This window comes from Varunaivibrio sulfuroxidans (assembly GCF_029318635.1).
GTDB classification, from domain to species: domain Bacteria; phylum Pseudomonadota; class Alphaproteobacteria; order Rhodospirillales; family Magnetovibrionaceae; genus Varunaivibrio; species Varunaivibrio sulfuroxidans.
Genome location: NZ_CP119676.1, coordinates 2,621,293 through 2,641,227 on the forward strand (window position 1 = coordinate 2,621,293; position 19,935 = coordinate 2,641,227).

A 19,935-nucleotide genomic window follows, 5' to 3' on the forward strand; every position below is an offset into this window, starting at 1 on the left:
GAACAACATGTTGACGAAAAGAAAAAGCGCATCGGCAAAGAGCGCCCGCTTGAGCGCGGCGCTGTCCGGCGCCACCGGCGGGACCATCGACCGGCGCTCCTTCCTGCGCAATTCCGGCCTCGCCGCCGGAGGGATCGCGTTGGCTTCGGCCAGCACCCTGGGGCATGTTAAACCGGCCGCCGCGGCGACGGATCAGGCGAAAAAGGCGGTCAAGCGGGTCAGTTCCGTGTGCACCCACTGTTCGGTCGGCTGCGGCGTCATCGGCGAGGTCGAGAACGGCGTATGGACCCGCCAAGACCCCGATTTCGACAGCCCGTTCAATCTTGGATCGCACTGCGCCAAGGGCGCCAGCGTGCGTGAACACGCGCACAGTGAACGCCGCCTTAAGTATCCGATGAAGCTTGAGGGCGGAAAGTGGACGCGGATTTCCTGGGATCAGGCGATCGACGAGGTCGGCGACAAAATTCTCGATATCCGTAAGACCTCCGGGCCCGATTCGGTGTACTGGCTGGGGTCGGCGAAGTTCAATAACGAACAGTCTTATCTGTTCCGCAAATTTTACGCCATGTGGGGGTCGAACAACGGCGATCATCAGGCGCGAATTTGCCATTCCACCACGGTTGCCGGTGTCGCCAACACCTGGGGCTACGGTGCGATGACCAACTCGTTCAACGACATCCACAATTCGCGGGCGATCTTCCTGATCGGCTCGAACCCGGCGGAAGCCCACCCGGTGTCGTTGCAACACATCTTGAAGGCGAAGGAGCAAAACAACGCGGTGCTGATCGTCTGCGATCCGCGTTTCACGCGCACCGCCGCCCACGCCGATGAATTCATGCGTTTTCGTCCCGGCACCGACGTCGCCCTGATTTGGGGCATCTTGTGGCATGTCTTCGACAATGAATGGGAAGACAAGGAATTCATCCGTCAGCGTGTCTGGGGGTTGGATCAGGTCAAGGCCGAGATTTCCAAGTGGACCCCGGATGAAGTCGAACGGGTGACCGGCGTCCCCGGGACGCAGGTCAAGCGTGTCGCGCGCTTGATGGCCAGCAACCGGCCGGGCACCTTCGTGTGGTGCATGGGCGGCACCCAGCATCACACCGGCAACAACAATACCCGGGCCTATTGCACCATGCAATTGGTGCTCGGAAACATGGGCACCCAGGGCGGCGGAGCCAATATCTTCCGCGGTCACGACAACGTGCAGGGTGCGACGGACATGTGCATCCTGTCGCATTCGCTGCCCGGGTATTACGGCCTATCCACCGGCGCCTGGAAGCATTGGGCGCGGGTATGGGATGTCGATTACGACTGGCTGAAGGGGCGCTTCGCCTCGCAAAAATTGATGGAATCCAAAGGTATTCCGGTTTCGCGCTGGATCGACGGCGTGCTTGAGAAAAAGGAAAACATCGATCAGCCCGACAATGTCCGCGCCATGGTGTTGTGGGGGCACGCGGTCAACTCGCAGACCCGATTGCCGGAAATGAAAACGGCGATGGAAAAACTCGATCTGATGGTGGTCATCGATCCGGTGCCGACGTTCGCCTCGGTCATCCCCGACCGTCAGGACGGCGTTTACGTGCTGCCGGCGTGCACGCAATTCGAAACTTATGGTTCGGTCACCGCGTCCAATCGTTCGATCCAGTGGCGCGACAAGGTGGTCGATCCGGTTTTCGAATCCCAACCCGATCACACCACCATGTACCGTTTCGCCAAGAAATTCGGCATCGAAAAAGAGATGTTCAAGAATATCAAGGTCAATGGCGATGAACCGTTGATCGAGGACATCACGCGTGAATTCAATCGTGGAATGTGGACCATCGGGTACACGGGGCAGTCGCCCGAACGCCTGAAAAAGCACGCGCTCAACAAGATTACCTTCGACCGCACCACGCTGCAGGCGCGCGGCGGTCCGTGCGATGGCGAGTATTACGGCTTGCCCTGGCCGTGCTGGGGAACCGCCGAGATGGGCCATCCCGGAACGCCGGTTTTGTACGATACCTCCAAGTCGGTCGCCGAGGGCGGATTGACCTTCCGCGCCCGTTTCGGAGTCGAGCACAACGGCGAGAACCTGCTGGCCGAAGGATCGTATTCGGCGGGCTCGGAAATTAAGGACGGCTATCCGGAATTTTCCATGGCGATGCTCAAGAAATTGGGCTGGGACAAGGATCTGACGGCCGAGGAGCGCGCCGCGATCGAGAAAGTCGCGGGCGACAAGACGAACTGGAAGACCGATCTTTCGGGCGGCATCCAACGCGTCGCCATCAAGCACGGCTGCGCGCCGTTCGGCAACGCCAAGGCGCGCACCGTGGTGTGGACCTTCCCCGATCCGGTGCCGGTGCACCGCGAACCGCTGTACACGCCGCGCCGCGACTTGGTGAAGGATTATCCGACCTACAAGGACACCCGGGCCTATCGTCTGCCGACCCTGTACGAATCGATCCAGAAAAACGATTACGCCAAGGACTTCCCGACCATTTTGACCACGGGTCGCTTGGTGGAATACGAGGGCGGCGGCGAGGAAAGCCGTTCGAATAAGTGGCTGGCCGAATTGCAACAGGAAATGTACTGCGAGATCAACCCGGTGGACGCCAACAACGCGGGTATCCGCGACAAGGCCGACATGTGGGTGGTCAGCCCCGAGGGCGGCAAGGCCCTGGTCAAGGCGATGGTTACCGAGCGGGTGGCTCAGGGGGTTGTGTTCATGCCCTTCCACTTCGGCGGGCATTGGCAGGGCAAGGACTTGCGCGCCAAATATCCCGAGGGGGCGGATCCTTACGTTTTGGGCGAGGCGGCCAACATGGTCGGCACCTACGGCTATGATTCGGTGACCCAAATGCAAGAAACCAAAGCAACCCTGTGCCGCGTCGAAGCCGCGTAAAAGGAGACCCTAGATCATGGCACGTATGAAGTTTCTCTGTGACGCGGAACGCTGCATCGAATGCAATAGCTGTGTTGTCGCATGCAAAAATGAAAATGAGGTCCCTTGGGGGATCAACCGCCGCCGGGTCGTGACCATCAACGACGGTCTTCCCGGAGAGCGTTCGTTGTCGGTGGCCTGTATGCATTGTTCGGATGCGCCGTGTATCGCGGTCTGTCCGGTCGATACGATTTATTCCACCGACCAAGGCGTGGTGCTTCATTCCAAGGACCTGTGTATCGGTTGCGGTTATTGCTTTTACGCGTGCCCGTTCGGCGCGCCGCAATATCCCCAGTCGGGCGATTATGGTTCGCGCGGCAAAATGGATAAGTGCACCTTCTGCAATGGCGGCCCCGAGAAGGACATGTCCGAGATCGAGTTCAAGAAATACGGTCGCAATCGTCTGGCGGAAGGCAAACTGCCGCTATGCGCCGAAATGTGTTCGACCAAGGCTCTCCTGGCCGGAGACGGCAACGAGGTTTCCAATATTTATCGCGAACGTGTCGTCGCGCGTGGTTTCGGTTCCGGGGCATGGGGTTGGGGCAAGGCCTATGGAAAGAAAGACCGCGCGGTCGCCAGATAAAACCGCCACGACGGGGCGGCTTTCACGCCGTCCCGTCGGCAATGCTTTCGCTGAAGGATCCATACATGCTCATACACACATCGAGAGTGGCGCGCACATCGAAAGTGGTTGCGGTCGGCGCGATTTTGGTTGCGGTTCTCAGTCTTGGCGCATGCCGGGCCGAGGAACAAGGCCGTGTGCTGACTGACACGCCCGGCGTCTACGCGGGGCCAATGCCCGACAGGCCGTTGAGTGCGAAACAATTGACCGAACTTCGCGCGCGGACATGGTTTCAGGTTGGCGTGCATGCCCCTTCCCGGGTGCGTCCATTGCCGTCGCTGGTAGGTGATAACCCGCCTTCCGATCGTACCGACAAACACGTGCAGGAGCTGGATAAACGGTTGCTGTTGCAAGCCGGAGAATAAAGCGATGGATGCGCAATCAATGAAATTGAACGTATGGCGGCGAGGATTTTCGGCCCTGGGGCTTGCCCTTGCGCTGTTATGGGCCGCAGCCGTGGGGTTTGGCGCGTCGCCGGCGCTAAATTTCCAAACCGCCGAAGCCCAAGTCGGCGGCGCCGTGCCGGGGCATGTGCACGGCACGACGTCGGATTCGGATATCTGGCGGATGATACGCCGGGGACAGACCTTCGATCTTTCGGGAACGGGAATGGGAACGCCGGTGTTGATACAGGCCCGGGGCGAACAGTGGCGCGCGATCCGCAATGGTCCATTGTCGTATTGGGGCGGTATCCTCATTCTGTTTTCCACCGCCGCGATCGCGACATTTTTCGCCGTGCGCGGTCGGGTTAAGTTAAAGGATGGGCGTTCGGGCCGCGTGGTGCCGCGGTTCACGCAGGCCGAACGTTGGATTCACTGGTTTGTCGCCAGTTTGTTCATCATGTTGGGGGCGAGCGGCCTTTTGATCATGTTTGGACGTTACACGATTAAGGCGCTTGTCGGTGCGCAGGCCTGGTCGGTGTTCGCCAGCGCCGCGTTGCAGGCGCATAACCTTCTGGGACCTATTTTCATCATCGCCTTGGTGATCTTGTTGGTTAATTTTTTCAAGGACAATGTGTACCAGCGCGGGGATTTCTCGTGGGCATTGAAGGGTGGAATTTTCCTAGGTCAACACGCCCCGTCCTGGAAATACAATTTGGGTGAAAAAACGTGGTACTGGCTGATGTTCTTCGCCGGTCTGGCAATCTCGGCTTCCGGATTGTTTTTGGACTTTCCGACGTTGGCCGGCGCCGTTGTCCAACTGCAGATCGCCCAGCTCATTCACGCCGGCATGGCGGTGATTTTGGTCGCGGCGTCGCTGGGTCACATTTACTTGGGGACCCTCGGCGTGGAGGGTGCGCTTGAGGGTATGACCAAGGGGTATGTCGATGAAAATTGGGCGATCGAGCATCATGAATGGTGGGCCAAAGAGGTCATGGCCCAACAGGATACGCCCGTCGAAGGGGCGCCACAGGCCATAGGGGCGCCCAAAAGCGCGTCCGCGCATTAGCGCCGGGCGCTACGCGGGTGGATATTTTCATCGCCGGGATGAAAGGGGACTAGGATGTCGTTTCTCGAACTTACCCAGGGGCCATTGTGGATCTTGGCGGCAGGCGTTTTTGTACTTGGCGTGCTGTGGCGAATTTTCGCCGTGCTTCGCTTTGGACGAAAGCCCGACATCTCCGTCCCCCGCGCCTCGGCGGTGATGGGGGCGCTCAAGGGGCAGTTGTTGCACTTCGTTCCCCATGGCGGCTTCACCTTTCGCACGCAATACCACTTGGTCGCCGGGTATGCGTTTCATTTTGGGCTATTGATCCTGGTGCTGTTCGCCGCACCGCATATCGCCTTTTTGGATAAAAACGTGCTTGGCTTCAGTTGGCCGGCCCTCCCGCGGTGGGGCTTCGTTCTCAGCGCCGAGGTCGCCTTCGCCGGAATTATTCTGCTCTGGATTCGGCGTATCTCCGATCCGGTAATGCGGCATATTTCGGACTGGGACGATCACATCGGTTCATGGTTGACCTTCATCGTGATGATGACGGGGTGCATGGCGCTTCAGGAAAGTCACGATGTTTTACGCGCCTTACATATGCTGTGTGTCGAAATCTGGTTGGTGTATTTCCCGTTTTCGCGGCTGATGCATGCTTTTACCTTCGTTTTTGCAAGAGGATATACGGGGGCATTTTTTGGGCGTAGGGGAGTTGTGCCATGAACGTTCAATCGGCCGTCGATAGCCTTATCGCCAATGTAGACGCGTCGAGCGCGTCGTATTTCGACGCCTGCGTGCATTGCGGACAGTGCGCCGAGGCCTGCCATTTTTACGAGACGACCGGCGATGTGCGCTACACGCCGACTTGGAAAATGGAACCCATGCGCCGGGTCTATAAGCGCCATGTCGCGCCCTTTTCCGGCCTTAAGAGGGCGATCGGCCTCGTTCCCGCCGAAATCACCGAAGATACTCTGAAGGAATGGGAAACCCTCATATACGATTCCTGCACTTTGTGCGGGCGCTGCACCATTGTGTGTCCGATGGGGATCGATATCGCGGGCGTGGTGCGCAAGACCCGCGAGGCTTATGTCGCCGCCGGTCTGGTCCCCGACGGCCTGACCGGGGCCGCCAAGCGAGTCTTGGAAACGGGCAGCCCGCTGGGAATTAAGCCGGAGACGTTGCGCAAAATCGTCGCCGAGCAGGCCGAGGAGGTCGGCATCCCGATCGAATTCGATAAAGTCGGCGCCGACTACATGGTCATTCTGTCGGCGATGGAGATGCTCAACTTTTATGAAATCTTCGGCGCCTTGGCGCGGATTTTCAAGCAAGCCGGGGTGTCGTGGACAATTTCAACCGAGGCTTATGAGGCCACCAATGTCGGCATCCAAATGGGTGACAAGGGGGTTGCCCGCACCTTGGTGCAGCGCATCGTTGACGCCGCCGAGAAACTTCAGGTGAAATACGTCGTCAGCCCGGAATGCGGTCACGCCTATTCGGCGCTCAACTGGGAAGGTCCGAACCTTGTCGGCAAGAGCTATGAGTTCAAGGTGATACACATTCTTGAATTGCTCGATCAGTTGTTGCGCGAAGGGCGGATCAAGACTAAGTCGGAAAAGGATCATCGTCGGATTACCTTCCACGATCCCTGTCAGATCGTGCGCCGTGGCGGCATTGTTCAAGAACCGCGCCGCCTGCTGGACGCCGTCAGCGACAATTTCATCGAGATGGAAAACTGCGGCACGGCCAACGTGTGCTGTGGCGGCGGCGGCGGCGTCAGTTCGAACCCTCGCGCCGAGGAATTGCGCATTACCGCCTTTGCCGCCAAGAAGCGGCAACTGGACGACGTCAAACCCGAAGCCTTGGTGACGGCATGCGGAAATTGTCGTAACGTTCTCGAAGAAGCGATCGACGAGTACGAGATGACCCTTCCCGTTTTGGGGTTGAGCGAATTGGTGGCGCAATACCTTGACGATTGACCGCAAGCAGGATCGGCGCCGTCTTTTTGCGGCGCCATTCGTGAATATCGTGGACAGGATATTTCCGTGATCAATATTTTTCCTTTCGCCGGCTATCCCGTCGCCGTCCTGGGGTTGGGCCGCGATGGCGTGGGTACGGCGCGCGCCTTGACGCATAGCGAGGCCGAGGTCGTCGCGTGGGACTTTGACCCCCGTCGCCGGGATGAAGCGGTGGAGATGGGGATTGCCGTGCGCGATTGGACGGACGGGGATCTACGCCAATTCACCACGGTTGTGTCGTGCCCGGACATTGCCGTCGATCCGCGTGCGACAGCGGTTGTGGCGCGCGCGCGCGCGGCGGGGTGCGAAATTATCTCCGATATCGAATTGCTTGCCCGCAGCCAACGCGAATGCGGGTACATCGGCGTCGCCGGTTCCAATGGGAGCGCTTTTACAAGCGCCCTGATCGGCCATGTCTTATCGGTCACCGGGCGCGAGGCCGAAACGATCGGACTGGCGCCGACGTGCGCGCTGGACAGTGAACCTCTGGGCATGGAAGGGGCTTATGTTCTGGAAATGTCCCCTTTCCGCCTGGAACATACCGTGTCGATTACGTTCGATATCGCCGTCTTTTTGGGCGATGGCGAGGGGGGACAGGATTCGGATATTAAACGGCTCGCCCCAGAATTGTTTCGCCGCCAGACCCACCCTCGGGCGGCGGTCGTCGTTATCGATACACCATACGGCCAAATGCTGCACGATACCTTGGCGGATAAAAACGAACAGCGGGTGCTCGCCGTCTCGCGCAACGCCACGTTGATGCGGGGTGTTTTCGTTAAGGACGGTGCGCTTTTCGACGCCACGGAAGGTGATGACCCGGTCCCCGTGGTCGATCTTTCGGCTTTGTGCGCCGACGAACATTTCGGCTGCGTCGCCGCCGCTTTCGGCGCGGCCCTGGCCGCCGGCGTCAAGCCTTATCAGGCGATGGCGGCGATCAACAGTTTTCCCGATTTCGACGCCGACGCGGCGTGAACGGCCGTCTTTAACAAAAACCAAAACCAGGATCGTGATGAAAATTTTTGGCATCGTCGGCATGAGCGGCAGCGGAAAGACCGAACTTTTGGTGAAGTTAATTCCGCAATTGGCCGCGCGCGGGCTCGACGTCTCGACGATGAAGCACACGCACCACAATTTCGATATCGATAAGCCGGGCAAGGACTCTTACCGCCATCGGGCGTCGGGGGCCAGACAGGTCATGGTCGCCTCCTCCGGGCGCTGGGCCTTGGTTAATGAATTGCGCCACACGCCCGAGCCTGCGATGACGGAACTGATCGACAAGATGGATCCGGTCGATCTTTTGCTGATCGAGGGTTTCAAACGCGAGAAGCACCCCAAGTTGGAAGTTTTCCGTCCGGCGCATAAACAACAGCTTCTGGCCCTGGAGGACGACACCATCATCGCCGTCGCCAGCGATGCGCCGCTCGACGATTATGACCTCGCCGTTCCGGTGATCGATCTCAACGATGTCGTGGCGTTGACGGATTTCATCATCGCCTTCAACGCCCTCGGGGCGCGCTGCGAAAACGTCGCCTAGACGTCGTCCTCACCGCTTTTCCCACGCTGTGTGGCGGCGTCTTGACGGAGCTTGTCGCGCTCGGCGAGATAGTCGTCCGTTGACTTGACGCGGCGCTCGGTGCTGGCCCACGGATCTTCGTTCGACAGCGCCAGGTCGATCACCCGGCATTGGTCGCACATGCGCAGGCGGTTGAGCGCCTCGGGTTCGGCGAACATGGGATTGTCCTTAACTTTTTCGATCATTCGTTCGATGGTCGAGCGTACGCCGAAGGGCTTGGCGCAACGCACGCAGGCGAAGGGTTCTTCCTCCTTCACCGTGCGCGGGGTCAGGGCGGCGCGGGTAAAGTCGATGCGCGCCTCCAAGGTGATGGCGTCTTCGGGGCAGGTCGTACGGCACAGCCCGCACTGGATGCAGTTGATTTCGCGGAAATTGAGCTGCGGTGCGTTGGGGTTGTCCGTTAATGCCGCCGCGGGGCAGGCGTTGACGCACGACAGACACAAGGTGCATTTGTTCTGGTCCACGATGACGGCGCCGAAGGGCGCGCCGGGCGTCAGAGGCAGAATATCGACCGGTGTGGGCGCATGGTCGTGCAGGTGTTCCAAGATGACATGAAGGCGGTGACGTTTCTTGCCGACCGACGCGAAGCCCCCCGTCGGCGTGCTTCGGGCAGGCGCATGTTCCGCATCTTGGTAAAGGCGCGCCGCGATGGCCTCGGGATCGTTGCTGTCGATGACGCACACTTGTTCTTCGCCGTAGCCCAGAGCGCCTACAATTTCATTGGCGAGCGCGACTTGGCGCAGCAAACCGTCTTGATCCTCGCGCTTGTGCGGCGGCGCGAGGACGAAAACTCGACAGGCGCCGTGGGCGAGCGCACCGAGCAGAACGTCGCCGCTCAACTGCGTTACCTCGTTCATCGCGAAGGGGATGACGCGGGCGGGCAGCCCCTGTCCGAATCGCGCCATCAGGGTAATGGCCTCGGCGCCGAATTCTTGATCGTGAATGAGAACGCGGGGCGCGCTTTCCCCGGCTTTGCGTGCGGTTTGCATCAACACGCGTAGGCGCGCCAGGGCGGTGGTGGCGCTGGGCATGGCGTATTCGACGGCCCCGGTCGGACAAACCCCGGCGCACCCCCCGCATCCGGCGCAGATATAAGGATCGATGGCGACGTGATCGCCGTCGGGGCCGATCGCCCCGGTGGGGCAGATGTCGAGGCATTGACGGCAGCCTTGAATGGCGTTGCGCGCGTGGGCGCAAAGATTGGATTCGTAGTTGACGTACCGGGGCTTGTCGAACGTGCCGACCATGTCGATCAGGTCAAACAGCGCGCGTTCGACATGGGTCGAATCGTTGGGTGCGCACAAAACATAGCCATCGCGGCGTTGCGCCGCCGGAAATAAAGGCGTCTTGGCGCGCAGATCGAGAATCAAATCGGCGCTTAGCGTTTTTTCTCCGCCGCTTTTCGTGAATCCGAGGCCATTGCGCGATGATGGATCGCTGGGCGATAGCGATGCGAAAGAGACGTTAAAATTGCCTAGGTGACCGCCGGCGCGGGTTGCCGCGCCAAAGAAAATGGGGAACGAGGCGACCGCCGGCGGCATGATTTCGCCCGCGACCTCGGGGGAGAGCGCCACGGTGATATCGAGATGGCCGTCCAGGCGTTGCGCCGCGCGTATCGCCTCGTCGCCGGCCCCCAGGATAAGGAGTCGTCCCTCGCTTTGCATGCTGACCTGCGTAGCGGGGGGGGCATGAACGCCGGCCTCGGCGATGAGGGCGGCCATTTTGGCCGTCGCTTTGCCGCCCTCGCGCGACCATCCGGCCTGTTCGCGGATGTTGACGAAAGAAAGCGCGGCCTCCGCGTCGTTCCCTTCGCTCAGTTCGAGAAAAATCGGCGCTTCTTGCGTGCAGGCGATGCGCACCGTGCGCCCTCCACCTTGCGCGAGGGCGTGCCGAGCGGCGTCGATTTGGTGTCGGCATAGGGCGTTGAAGGTCTCGATCGTCGCCGAGCCTAGGGCTTTGCTCAGGGTCTTGATATCGAAACGCATGGCGCCGTTGCAGTCGCACAAAAGAATTTTGGCGGGAGATTCAGTCATGAGGGTCTTCTTTTTTTAATTAACGAGGGCCGCGCGCGCGGGGCGCCATTGTCACGACTGAGAGGGGGGAGTGCAACAGGCAATGCGCGCCCGAACGGCACTTTATCGTCACGGGGATGACGCGGCGCGTCTGGCCGCTTGTTCATGGGTGTGCTAGGCATGGACAATGATCGAGATCACACCATCGCTAAGCGTGCCCGACGAGGCCATCGAATGGCGGTTCGTGCGCGCCTCCGGCCCCGGCGGGCAGAACGTCAACAAGGTCTCCAGCGCCGTGCAATTGCGTTTTAACGTCGGGGTATGCGCGGACCTCGGCTCGGCCGCGCGCGCCCGGCTCAAGGTCTTGGCGGGACGCAGGATGACCAAGGAGGGCGTCATCGTGATCGGCTCGGATCGTTTTCGCAGTCAGGAGCGCAACCGCATCGACGCCTTGCAGAGGCTTCGCGACCTGATCGTTCAGGCGATGACGCCCCGCAAACACCGCCGGGCGACGAAACCCAGCAAGGCCGCGAAGGCGCGTCGCCTGCAAGGTAAACTCCACCGCGGCGGTATCAAAAAAGGTCGGGCGAAACCGGGGCGCGACGATATTTGAGGCGATAAGGCCGGGCGTGGGACCGCCTTTGTCAGGCGGCCAGCTTCCGGTGTTGCGCCGTTTGCCGGGCGACCAGCGCCCCGGCGACGAAACCGGCGGTACACAGCAGCAGGCCGTAGGCGTTGACCCCCAGGTCGAGGGCGTATTTTCCTTGGCCCAGCGTCATCGAGGCGGGCAGGATAGCACGCCCGCTCGCCGTCTCCACGGCGCGCGCCACGCCCAGGGCGACGCCCGGCCAGAACGCCATGTGAAAGCTGAGCCGCCCCGCCGATTTAACCCAGGACAGTAAAAAGATAGGCGCCAGGCCCATCACCATGGCGCCGCTGATCGTGGTCGCGGCGATGACCGCGGGACCGGCCTTATCGCCCAGATAGAGGGCGAGCAGGGGCAGGTTGCCGACGACCGCGATGATCGCCATCAGCCGTCGTCCGCGATCGGCGTGGCGGGGCGTCACCGGGGCGTCGTCGTTGGCCCAGTCGCGCGCGCCCAATTTGGCGGTGGCGGCGAAGGCCGAATCGATGGTCGAACCGGCGCTGGTCAACATGATGGCGTTGAACAGCACCAACATCGCGGGGCCGAGCAAACCGGCGACACCGACCACGGGATTGCCCCGGAGGCCCTGGGTGTGGGCATAGACGCCGACGAACGAAAACAGGAAAATAAAACCGCCCGACAGCACACCGGCGACGATAAAAGCGCGCAACATTTTACCGGGGCGGGTGATAAAGGCGCGGTCGGTCATCACCGGATCGTGAAAGCCGTAGGATAACGCCTGCACCAGGGCGAGGACGAAAAAAGTTATTCCGGCGTCCCGCGCCGCCGGGGCGACTTGGGGCAGTCCGGTGCGCCCGAGGCCCGGGCCGACGACGGCGAGCACGATCACGAGGAGGACCGCCGCCATGATCATTTGTGCGCCGTCGGTCAGCAAGCTGGCGCGCAGGCCGCCGCGCCACGAATAATACAAGGTGAAGGCGGTGACGGCGAGCACCGCGATCCAATAGGGAAGGCTGCCTTCAGGGCCAAAGAACAGCGCCGTGACCTTGGTGTTGGACCAGATCTCGTTAAACAGGCGGATCGCGATTGCGGCCAAAAACAGCTTGGCGCACAAGGGGCCGTATTTCGCCACCAGAAATTCCGACAACGATCCCCATCCGCCCCGTGTGCGGATGACATAGACGGTGACGCCGACCACGACGAAGCTTAGGTAATAGGCGGCGTATCCGATGCCCCCCCAGATTCCGAAGGCCTGACCCAGGGTCGCGGCATTGGCGATGGATTTGGCGAAAATCCAGGAAATCGCCCCGCTGGCCACCAACAGCCAGAACCCCGGCTCGTCGCCGCGGCGGCCCCGACCGCTGAAAAATTGGTCCGCGCCGACATGCCGGGGAGAGATGATCCAGATCAAAACGCCGTATGCGCCAAGCACGATCCAGGGTAGGGCGTTGGCCGAGGTCATTGAAAGTCCTTTCGCCACGGGGGGCGGGCGTTTGGCGCCGGGGCGCGCCACCGGGTCGGCGGTGCGGACAGGGGGGCGCCCCTGTTTTTCCGCTCGCCTTGGGGAAGGCTGTCCATGCTTGGCCACAATCCGGATTCCAGGGCGCCGGCGTAATCCTCGCCCAATCCGGCGGCGCGCATCGCCGTCGCCGCCGTCGCCGCGTCATAGCGCAGAGCATGGTGCTCGACCATCAGGCCTCCGTCGTCGTCCGGATCGAGTATGGCGTACCACACATCGGCCCGCCCGTCGTTGGCGGGCAGGCCGATGACACCGGCATTGTGCCAAAGGCGACCGTCGATGATTTGGGTAAAGGGAATGCCGCCATGCCCGGCAATCACGCCATCGGCCCCGGATTTTTGAATTTCGGCATATTTTTCGCGCGCCGGAGTGGAGGCATAGACAAAGGCGTTCCGGCTGGTAGGGGTGGCGTGCACGACGGCGAGACGCGCGCCGCCGATGAGAAGATCGAGGCGGGGCGGCAGGGCGCGCATCCAGGTGCGTGCGTCCGCGGATATCCGGGCGCGGGCGTAGGCGTACCAGCGCCGGGACAACGTGTCGCAGGCGCCGCCCTCGGGAAAGCCGCACCCACAATCGGCGCGGTCCTGCCCCAGAGCGTATTCGCAGTTGCCCTGCACGACATGGATCTCCGAACGGGCGATCAGATCGACGGTGGCCTGCGGGTCGGCGCCATAAGCGACGACATCGCCGGTGCAGAAAATCCGCTGGGGGGGGATGGCGCGCCGGGCGGCTTCGTCCAGCAGCGCTCGGCAGGCGTGAAGGTTGCTGTATGGCCCGCCGAACACGAGGACGGTGTTCGTGCAGTAAATTTCTGTTACGGCGGCGGTCCGTTGCGAAGACATGGGCGGGTGGTTGAAACTTGTTTGTTGTGACGGGACGCCCGCTCAGTATTCGGGCCGGGCGCGCCCCAGACAAGCCCCCTCACGCAAAAGTGACCCGGCGTAGGCGAGGGGGTCCGTTTTTCAAGGGTTCGGCGGCTTGATGCGCCAGCGCAGACGGATCAGGCTGGACCGGGCGATGATCCTGGCGGCGATGGCGTCGCCTTGGGTGACCAGCCAAATGCCCACGGCGACCGGAACAATGCCGATCAATTCCGACGGATCGACGGGTTCCCTGAGGAACAGCCATCCGAACGCCAACCCGAGGGGCGGCATCAAAAAATGAAAGGCGCTGGCCGAGGTGGCGCTCATCCTTTCGAGCAGGAAGAACCACAGCACGATCGCCCCCAGGGAAACGACGAAAACATGGTAGGCCAACGTCCAGAAGAAGGTGAACCCCAACTGCATGTCGAGCGGGCTTTCGAACGCCAAGCCACAAGCCATCAACAGCGCACCCGCGCCGACGAACTGCCCGCCCACCAGCACCGCCAGCGGATAGCGGGGCGACCATTTTTTGTAAATCAAGGTCCCCACGACCAGCGAGCCGAGGGCGATCAGGACCAAGGCGACGCCGCCCGCGTCCTCGCCGGAGATCACGATCCGGTGGCGTAAGACAATCGCCACCCCGGCCAATCCCAGCACTAGGCCCAAGGCGCGCATGAAGGACACGCGCTCGCCCAGTACCGGCTTGGCCAGGGCGGCGATGAAAATGGGGTTGGTGCTGATGATGATTGCGGTCAGCGCCGAGGACACCCGTTCCATCGCCACCCAGGCGAGGCCGATGTATCCGGCCTGGGTCAAAACCCCCAGCAGGCAGAGCCGCCCCCAGGCAACGGCGCGCAGATCGGGGATGCGCCCGCTTAGATGCGCCCATGTCAGCATAATCCCCCCCGCCAAAAGAAAGCGCAGGCCGAGAAACAAAAGCGGGGGGCTGACTTGTACCGAGAGTTTGCCGACGGCGAAGGCCGAACTCCAGGTCAGCACGAACGCCACGATCAAGATGAAATAGCGCCCCGAGGACAAGGTGCTTGGAGACGGCGCGCTCGAAAGCCGTGGGGCTGGAGACATGGATCACCTTAGATTTGGGCGTTGAGGCCAGCGGGCGGCCGGGGTGGCCCACGATACGGGATTGAAGATAAATTTGAAAATTAAATGATTGAATGTAAACTATCTGAAAAATGAATATTTGAAGGCGACCCCTTTCGGTGGGCGCCATGATGGCGCCCGTCTCGCGTCCAGGGCAAAGCGTCGAGGATCATCCATGGATATTGATGTGCTGAAAACGTTTGTCGCGGTGGCCGAGTGCGGCGGCTTTTCCAAGGCCGAAGAACGGGTGCACCGCACCCAATCGACGATCAGCCAACAGATCGCCCGCCTGGAAAAAGAACTGGGCGTGGTTTTGTTCGACCGGCGCAACCGGACGGTACGTTTGAGCGATCCCGGCGAACGTTACCTCGGTTATGCCCGGCGGATCGTCGCCCTGGATAGGGAAGCGCGGACCGTGGTCGGGCGCGACGGCGAGGTCACGGTGGTGCGCCTGGGCGTGGCCGAGGATTTCGCCGCCGTCGGCCTGCCCGAGGTTTTGGGCCGCTTCGCCGCCGCCAATCCGGCGATCCGCCTGGAGGTCCTGTCCGCCCCCAGCGAAGCGTTGCGGGGGTATCGCGATGGCGGTCGGATCGACCTTTCGATCGCCCACGAATTGGATACGCCCAATGATGCGCTGGGGTTTGGATCCGAAAAATTGAGCTGGATTGGAGATCGCTTTAGCCTCAACTACCGGGAAAGACCGGTGCCGTTGGTCGTCTATCCCCAGGGCTGCGCCTACCGCAATCGCGCAATTTCCACACTGGAGGCGGCGGGGATAGATTGGCGCATCGCCTATGAAATTCCGCACTGGTCGGGGATCCGCAGCGCGGTACAGAGCGGCCTCGGGGTTACCGTCCTCAAAAAAGACAGTATTGCCGACATCCCGGATGTTCGAGCGTTGGATCTTGCGGACGGCTTGCCGGATATCGCGGACGTCTATCTGACCTTGCGCGCGCGCGAAACGCCGTGCCGGGGGGTATTCGAACGGATGGCCGCCGCCATTGCCGGAGTTGTTTTCACGCAAGAGGGGGCCGGAGTTGTTTTCACGCAAGAGGGATATGGTGCGCATCGTGACGTTGCCGGGCTCGCCGGGACCTAAGGAGGGCATCTCTTGCGTGCGCTACGGGATTTCTTGACATTGTTCGCAAAACCTCTATACCTTGCGTCGGATTGATCTGACGTCTTATGTCCTGGGCAGCCGCAGCGACGCGCTGCCTTTCTTTCTCTCTGGCATTGTGGGCGTTAACCGTTTGGAGGCATCATTGTCGATGTCCCGCGGGTTATGGGCGGTCGCTACGGCCCTATGATCGCACACCTGCCACGCGGAATGCCGCGCGGTGTCCCCATGACAGACTGAGAGTTCATATGAAATTTACCGATCTTAACCTGATCGAACCCATCGAGCGCGCCATCGCCGCCCAGGGCTATACCGCCCCGACGCCGATCCAAGCCCAATCGATCCCCTATCTTCTCGCCGGCAAGGACCTTTTGGGCGTCGCCCAGACCGGAACCGGCAAGACCGCGGCGTTCGCCCTGCCCCTGCTGCAGCGTCTGGTTCAATCCGGCGCGCGGCCGACCTCGGGCGCGCCGAGGGCCTTGATCCTGGCTCCGACCCGCGAGTTGGCCAGCCAGATCGACGCCTGCATCAAAACCTATGCCCGCCATTTGCGGCTGTTCCACACCGTGGTCTTCGGCGGCGCGCCGATGCGCCCGCAGGTACGTGATCTGCAACGCGGCGTGGACATCCTCGTCGCCACGCCGGGACGCCTGCTCGACCATATCAATCAGCGCAACGTGCGCCTGAACGGGGTCGAAACGTTTATCCTCGATGAAGCCGACCGCATGCTCGACATGGGCTTCGTCGGCGACGTCAAGAAAATGGCGGCGATGTTGCCCAAGGCCCATCAGACGGTTTTGTTTTCGGCGACGATGCCGCCCTCCGTCGCCGCCCTGGCGCAAGGGTTGCTCAACGACCCGGTGCGCGTCGAGGTCGCCGCCCAGGCGACGACCGCCGAGCGGGTCGAACAGCGGGTCCTTTTCGTCGCCAAGCAAAAGAAGCGCGATCTGTTGACCAGCCTTATGGACGATGAAAAAATTGCCCGGGTGCTGATTTTTACACGCACCAAACACGGCGCGGACCGGGTCGCCAAGCACCTCGATCAATGCGGCGTCAAAGCGGGCGCCATTCATGGCAACAAGACACAGCGCGCCCGTGAAAACGCCCTGCGCGCCTTCCGCGGCGGTCACTTGCGCGCCCTCGTCGCCACCGACATCGCGGCCCGGGGCATCGACGTCGAGGGGGTCACTCATGTGATCAACTTCGAGCTGCCGAACGACCCGGAAAGTTACGTCCACCGGATCGGCCGCACGGCGCGCGGCGGAGCCGACGGCATCGCCCTGTCGTTTTGCGATGGCGAGGAACGCGGCTATCTGCGCAGCATCGAAAAAATCATTCGCCAAAGCGTGACGGTCGAAGAAGACCATCCTTTTCATTCCGCCGAGATCGCCAACGATCCGGGATTCGGGGCGGCGAAACCGAAAAAGAGAGGCGGCTTCAAAAAACGTCGTTCCGACGCCCGCTCTCAGCAAAATGCCGGAAAGCCGTGGCAGAAGGGTAAACCCTCCACGCCCAGCCGCAGGTCTAAGAAAGTTGCCTGAGGCTGCGTGATATACGCTTGTAGGCGCGAAGAATAAGATGAAAAGAGGGGGGCTTAGCCGCCCTCTTTTTTTTGCGCTTTCTTCGGCTTTTTTACACGCCAAGATGTTAAAGAGAGATGGAAACACCTTTTGCGGATGTGTTTTGTGTTGTCTCAGCGGGGGGCAAAATCTACCATCGGTGCGTTTACGCCATGGGTGCGAGCGAGAGGAAGGGATGACATGAACGCGTTGAAAGTTGTCGATTGGGACCGCCTAGGAGATCGCGAACCGTACCCGGCGCTGTTGTCGGATGTGGATCTGGTGGTGATCCGCTTCGATGACGCGGTCAGCGTTTTATACGGCCGCTGCCCGCATCGGGGCGCATTACTCGCCGATGGTCGGGTTTCGGGCGACAATCTGATTTGCGGCATGCATTTTTGGGATTTTCGCCTGGAGTCCGGGGTGAGCGAATACAACAACGAGGAACGCTTGCATAAGTTCAACGCCTGGCGCGAAGGTGGCGTGGTCTGGATTGACGGCGATGAGCTTGAAGCCTGGCGCGAAGACAATCCCCAACCGTATAACCGTGACGCCTATCTTGGTGCGTACGCCGATATTCACGGAACCCCGGAAGAGCCCTTCGTCGGCGACATCCACGCCCTGGCGCGAAACGGCCTTAAAGGCGCCGGGCACGGGCCGATGGCGGCGATGGGCGTGCCGTTGACGCAGTTGCCGCGTTGGGATGACATCCAAATTTTGACGGCGCAACTGGCGCGCTTGGCCTTGCTCGACGACGAGGAGGTGATTAGCGAAACGGTGATCGGCCCCAAGGCGAAGAAACCCCTGCGCCTGGCGATGCCGTTGTTCGTTTCGGACATGAGTTTCGGGGCGCTATCCCAGGAAGCCAAGGTGGCCCTGGCGCGCGGCGCCGAGATGGCGGGCACCGGCATTTGTTCCGGCGAAGGGGGCATGTTGGATGAAGAACAGCGCGCCAACACGCGCTATTTCTACGAATTGGCGTCGGCGCGGTTCGGTTTCTCCATGGATAGGGTGGCGCGCTGTCAGGCGTTTCATTTCAAGGGCGGGCAAGGGGCCAAGACGGGAACCGGCGGGCATTTGCCGGGAAGCAAGGTGACGGCGAAAATCGCCGAGGTCCGTGGTCTTTCCGTCGGCGAGGACGCCGTCTCGCCGCCACGCTTCGCCGACTGGACGGAGCTTTCCCAATACCGCGATTTCGCCGACGAGGTGCGCGCCGCCACCGGGGGCGTCCCGGTCGGCTACAAGCTGTCCGCCCAACATATCGAAAAGGATATCGACGCCGCGCTGAAGGTGGGCGTCGATTATATTATTTTGGATGGCCGCGGCGGCGGCACGGGCGCGGCGCCGGTGATTTTCCGCGACAACATTTCGGTGCCCACGATCCCCGCGCTGGCTCGCGCCCGCCGCCATCTCGACCGCAGCGATGCGCGGGATGTCACTCTGGCGATCACCGGCGGGTTACGTACCCCGGCGGATTTCGTCAAGGCGCTGGCGCTGGGCGCCGACGCCGTGGCGCTGTCAAACGCGGCGATGCAAGCGATCGGATGCATCGCCATGCGGGCATGCCACACCAACAACTGCCCGGTCGGCATCGCGACCCAAAAGCCCCACTTGCGCGCGCGCCTGGATGTGCAAAAATCCGCCGAACGTCTGGCGCGTTTCTTCACTGCGTCTTGCGACCTGATGAAAGTTATGGCGCGCGCCTGCGGGCATCGACGTCTCGATCAGTTCGGCATCGACGATTTGGTGACCTGGGATCGCGACATGGCGCGGCTCTCGGGGGTTCCTTATGCCGGGGCGGCGGCGCCGTAAAGGGGGTTCATTTCGCCGATCCGATCGGTGAAGACGGCGTCCAGGCCGTCATCGAACAGGCGCTTCGCCTCGGCCGTGTCGTTGACCGTGTAGGCGAGGATTTTATACCCCGCGTCCTGAACCTCGCTGATCGTGCCGGGGGTGGCGAAAAAATGGCTGCAATGCAGGCTGACACAGCCCAGGTCCGTCATCCGTTCGCGCCAGTTTTCGGGAATCGCGTAGGTGATCAGGCCGCGGGGAAATTGTGGGGCGTGCGCCTTGAAGACGCCGAGCGCCCTCTCGCTCATGGACGAGACGACGATCGGCGCGTCCGCGGGCCACACTTGAGCGAGCGTCTCGGCGCAAACGCGGGCGGTCGGCTCATCCCAGCCTAGGCTCGGTTTAATTTCCAGATTGAGGGCCATCGAACGGTCCAGGATTAAACGCGCCGCCTGGGCGAGCGTGGGCAGGGGCTCGCCGGCGAATTTGACCGGCGCGTCCGGGTATTTTTTATCGAACCATGCGCCGCAGTCGAGGGCCTGAAGTTGTTCGTAGGTATGTTGGATGATCGGCCCCGTTCCATTGGTGCAGCGGTCGAGTTCGAAATCGTGATGGACGACGGCGACGCCGTCGGCGCTGACGGTGGCGTCCATTTCGATCATCCGCGCCCCCCGGTCGGCGGCCAACGACAGCGCCGCCAAGGTGTTTTCCGGGGCGTCGGCGCTGGCCCCGCGGTGGGCGATCAGGCGGGGAGAAAGGCGAGGGTAAAACCATTACAGGCGGTCCATGACTGGGGATGAAGAGGGGATGC

General features: G+C 61.5%; 17 protein-coding genes. 12 read left to right on the plus strand and 5 right to left on the minus strand.

Annotated features, from left to right (window positions below):
- Window positions 1–7: 7 nt before the first annotated feature.
- From P3M64_RS12265 to mobB, 8 genes are all read left to right on the plus strand, one after another.
- The gene (locus P3M64_RS12265) at window positions 8–2,881 is read left to right on the plus strand and encodes a formate dehydrogenase subunit alpha (protein ID WP_132938433.1); all 2,874 of its coding nucleotides are present in this window, start codon (window positions 8–10) and stop codon (window positions 2,879–2,881) included.
- Between the two features lie 16 nt (window positions 2,882–2,897).
- Window positions 2,898–3,503, plus strand: a complete 606-nt coding sequence (gene fdh3B, locus P3M64_RS12270) for a formate dehydrogenase FDH3 subunit beta (RefSeq protein WP_132938432.1) — start codon at window positions 2,898–2,900, stop codon at window positions 3,501–3,503.
- Between the two features lie 65 nt (window positions 3,504–3,568).
- The gene (locus P3M64_RS12275; protein WP_132938431.1) at window positions 3,569–3,907 is read left to right on the plus strand and encodes a hypothetical protein; all 339 of its coding nucleotides are present in this window, start codon (window positions 3,569–3,571) and stop codon (window positions 3,905–3,907) included.
- A gap of 19 nt (window positions 3,908–3,926) precedes the next feature.
- Complete coding sequence (locus tag P3M64_RS12280) at window positions 3,927–4,991, plus strand: formate dehydrogenase subunit gamma (RefSeq protein WP_165886252.1); 1,065 nt, start codon at window positions 3,927–3,929, stop codon at window positions 4,989–4,991.
- A gap of 54 nt (window positions 4,992–5,045) precedes the next feature.
- Window positions 5,046–5,690, plus strand: coding sequence for a hypothetical protein (locus P3M64_RS12285; RefSeq protein WP_132938429.1), 645 nt, complete (start codon window positions 5,046–5,048; stop codon window positions 5,688–5,690).
- Window positions 5,687–6,943 (plus strand): (Fe-S)-binding protein, encoded by a 1,257-nt coding sequence (locus P3M64_RS12290; RefSeq protein ID WP_132938428.1) that lies wholly within the window; start codon window positions 5,687–5,689, stop codon window positions 6,941–6,943. Before P3M64_RS12285 ends, P3M64_RS12290 begins: the two co-directional genes overlap by 4 nt.
- Before the next feature lie 66 nt (window positions 6,944–7,009).
- Window positions 7,010–7,954 carry a Mur ligase family protein gene (locus P3M64_RS12295; protein WP_132938427.1) on the plus strand — a complete coding sequence of 315 codons (945 nt, stop codon included), beginning with the start codon at window positions 7,010–7,012 and terminating at the stop codon, window positions 7,952–7,954.
- 37 nt (window positions 7,955–7,991) lie between these two features.
- On the plus strand, window positions 7,992–8,516 hold the full coding sequence (gene mobB / locus P3M64_RS12300; RefSeq protein ID WP_132938426.1) for a molybdopterin-guanine dinucleotide biosynthesis protein B: 525 nt from the start codon (window positions 7,992–7,994) through the stop codon (window positions 8,514–8,516).
- Here the strand turns inward: mobB and P3M64_RS12305 are convergent.
- Window positions 8,513–10,588 (minus strand): 4Fe-4S binding protein, encoded by a 2,076-nt coding sequence (locus tag P3M64_RS12305; RefSeq protein WP_132938425.1) that lies wholly within the window; start codon window positions 10,586–10,588, stop codon window positions 8,513–8,515. The genes mobB and P3M64_RS12305 overlap by 4 nt on opposite strands.
- Before the next feature lie 166 nt (window positions 10,589–10,754).
- Here P3M64_RS12305 and arfB point away from each other — a divergent pair, with 166 nt between their 5' ends.
- Window positions 10,755–11,180 (plus strand): alternative ribosome rescue aminoacyl-tRNA hydrolase ArfB, encoded by a 426-nt coding sequence (arfB, locus tag P3M64_RS12310; RefSeq protein WP_132938424.1) that lies wholly within the window; start codon window positions 10,755–10,757, stop codon window positions 11,178–11,180.
- Between the two features lie 31 nt (window positions 11,181–11,211).
- On the opposite strand, the gene P3M64_RS12315 is transcribed toward arfB, so the two are convergent.
- The 3 genes from P3M64_RS12315 to P3M64_RS12325 form a co-directional block, all read right to left on the minus strand.
- On the minus strand, window positions 11,212–12,636 hold the full coding sequence (locus P3M64_RS12315; RefSeq protein WP_132938423.1) for an SLC5/6 family protein: 1,425 nt from the start codon (window positions 12,634–12,636) through the stop codon (window positions 11,212–11,214).
- A complete protein-coding gene (locus P3M64_RS12320) occupies window positions 12,633–13,535 on the minus strand; it encodes a metallophosphoesterase family protein (RefSeq protein ID WP_132938422.1) in 903 nt (300 codons plus the stop codon). The genes P3M64_RS12315 and P3M64_RS12320 overlap by 4 nt, the downstream gene beginning before the upstream one ends.
- A gap of 120 nt (window positions 13,536–13,655) precedes the next feature.
- Window positions 13,656–14,639: a DMT family transporter gene (locus P3M64_RS12325; protein WP_132938421.1), complete on the minus strand. Its 984-nt coding sequence runs from the start codon at window positions 14,637–14,639 to the stop codon at window positions 13,656–13,658.
- 193 nt (window positions 14,640–14,832) lie between these two features.
- Between P3M64_RS12325 and P3M64_RS12330 the strand changes: the two genes are divergently transcribed.
- The 3 genes from P3M64_RS12330 to P3M64_RS12340 all read left to right on the plus strand — a co-directional run bounded on the left by P3M64_RS12330 (window position 14,833) and on the right by P3M64_RS12340 (window position 19,145).
- Window positions 14,833–15,756, plus strand: a complete 924-nt coding sequence (locus tag P3M64_RS12330) for a LysR substrate-binding domain-containing protein (protein WP_132938420.1) — start codon at window positions 14,833–14,835, stop codon at window positions 15,754–15,756.
- A 266-nt stretch (window positions 15,757–16,022) separates the two neighbouring features.
- A complete protein-coding gene (locus tag P3M64_RS12335; RefSeq protein ID WP_132938419.1) occupies window positions 16,023–17,315 on the plus strand; it encodes a DEAD/DEAH box helicase in 1,293 nt (430 codons plus the stop codon).
- 219 nt (window positions 17,316–17,534) lie between these two features.
- Window positions 17,535–19,145, plus strand: a complete 1,611-nt coding sequence (locus tag P3M64_RS12340; protein ID WP_132938418.1) for a glutamate synthase-related protein — start codon at window positions 17,535–17,537, stop codon at window positions 19,143–19,145.
- Here the strand turns inward: P3M64_RS12340 and P3M64_RS12345 are convergent.
- Window positions 19,121–19,825: a glycerophosphodiester phosphodiesterase family protein gene (locus P3M64_RS12345; protein WP_276157031.1), complete on the minus strand. Its 705-nt coding sequence runs from the start codon at window positions 19,823–19,825 to the stop codon at window positions 19,121–19,123. The genes P3M64_RS12340 and P3M64_RS12345 overlap by 25 nt on opposite strands.
- Window positions 19,826–19,935: the final 110 nt, after the last annotated feature.

Coding starts and splice junctions, on each gene's coding strand:
- P3M64_RS12325 (WP_132938421.1), bottom strand. CDS start 14,639: ATGTCTCCAGCCCCACGGCTTTCGAGCGCGCCGTCTCCAAGCACCTTG.
- arfB (WP_132938424.1), top strand. CDS start 10,755: ATGATCGAGATCACACCATCGCTAAGCGTGCCCGACGAGGCCATCGAA.
- P3M64_RS12335 (WP_132938419.1), top strand. CDS start 16,023: ATGAAATTTACCGATCTTAACCTGATCGAACCCATCGAGCGCGCCATC.
- fdh3B (WP_132938432.1), top strand. CDS start 2,898: ATGGCACGTATGAAGTTTCTCTGTGACGCGGAACGCTGCATCGAATGC.
- P3M64_RS12320 (WP_132938422.1), bottom strand. CDS start 13,535: ATGTCTTCGCAACGGACCGCCGCCGTAACAGAAATTTACTGCACGAAC.
- P3M64_RS12265 (WP_132938433.1), top strand. CDS start 8: ATGTTGACGAAAAGAAAAAGCGCATCGGCAAAGAGCGCCCGCTTGAGC.
- P3M64_RS12275 (WP_132938431.1), top strand. CDS start 3,569: ATGCTCATACACACATCGAGAGTGGCGCGCACATCGAAAGTGGTTGCG.
- P3M64_RS12330 (WP_132938420.1), top strand. CDS start 14,833: ATGGATATTGATGTGCTGAAAACGTTTGTCGCGGTGGCCGAGTGCGGC.
- P3M64_RS12305 (WP_132938425.1), bottom strand. CDS start 10,588: ATGACTGAATCTCCCGCCAAAATTCTTTTGTGCGACTGCAACGGCGCC.
- P3M64_RS12285 (WP_132938429.1), top strand. CDS start 5,046: ATGTCGTTTCTCGAACTTACCCAGGGGCCATTGTGGATCTTGGCGGCA.
- P3M64_RS12290 (WP_132938428.1), top strand. CDS start 5,687: ATGAACGTTCAATCGGCCGTCGATAGCCTTATCGCCAATGTAGACGCG.
- P3M64_RS12315 (WP_132938423.1), bottom strand. CDS start 12,636: ATGACCTCGGCCAACGCCCTACCCTGGATCGTGCTTGGCGCATACGGC.
- mobB (WP_132938426.1), top strand. CDS start 7,992: ATGAAAATTTTTGGCATCGTCGGCATGAGCGGCAGCGGAAAGACCGAA.
- P3M64_RS12340 (WP_132938418.1), top strand. CDS start 17,535: ATGAACGCGTTGAAAGTTGTCGATTGGGACCGCCTAGGAGATCGCGAA.
- P3M64_RS12280 (WP_165886252.1), top strand. CDS start 3,927: ATGAAATTGAACGTATGGCGGCGAGGATTTTCGGCCCTGGGGCTTGCC.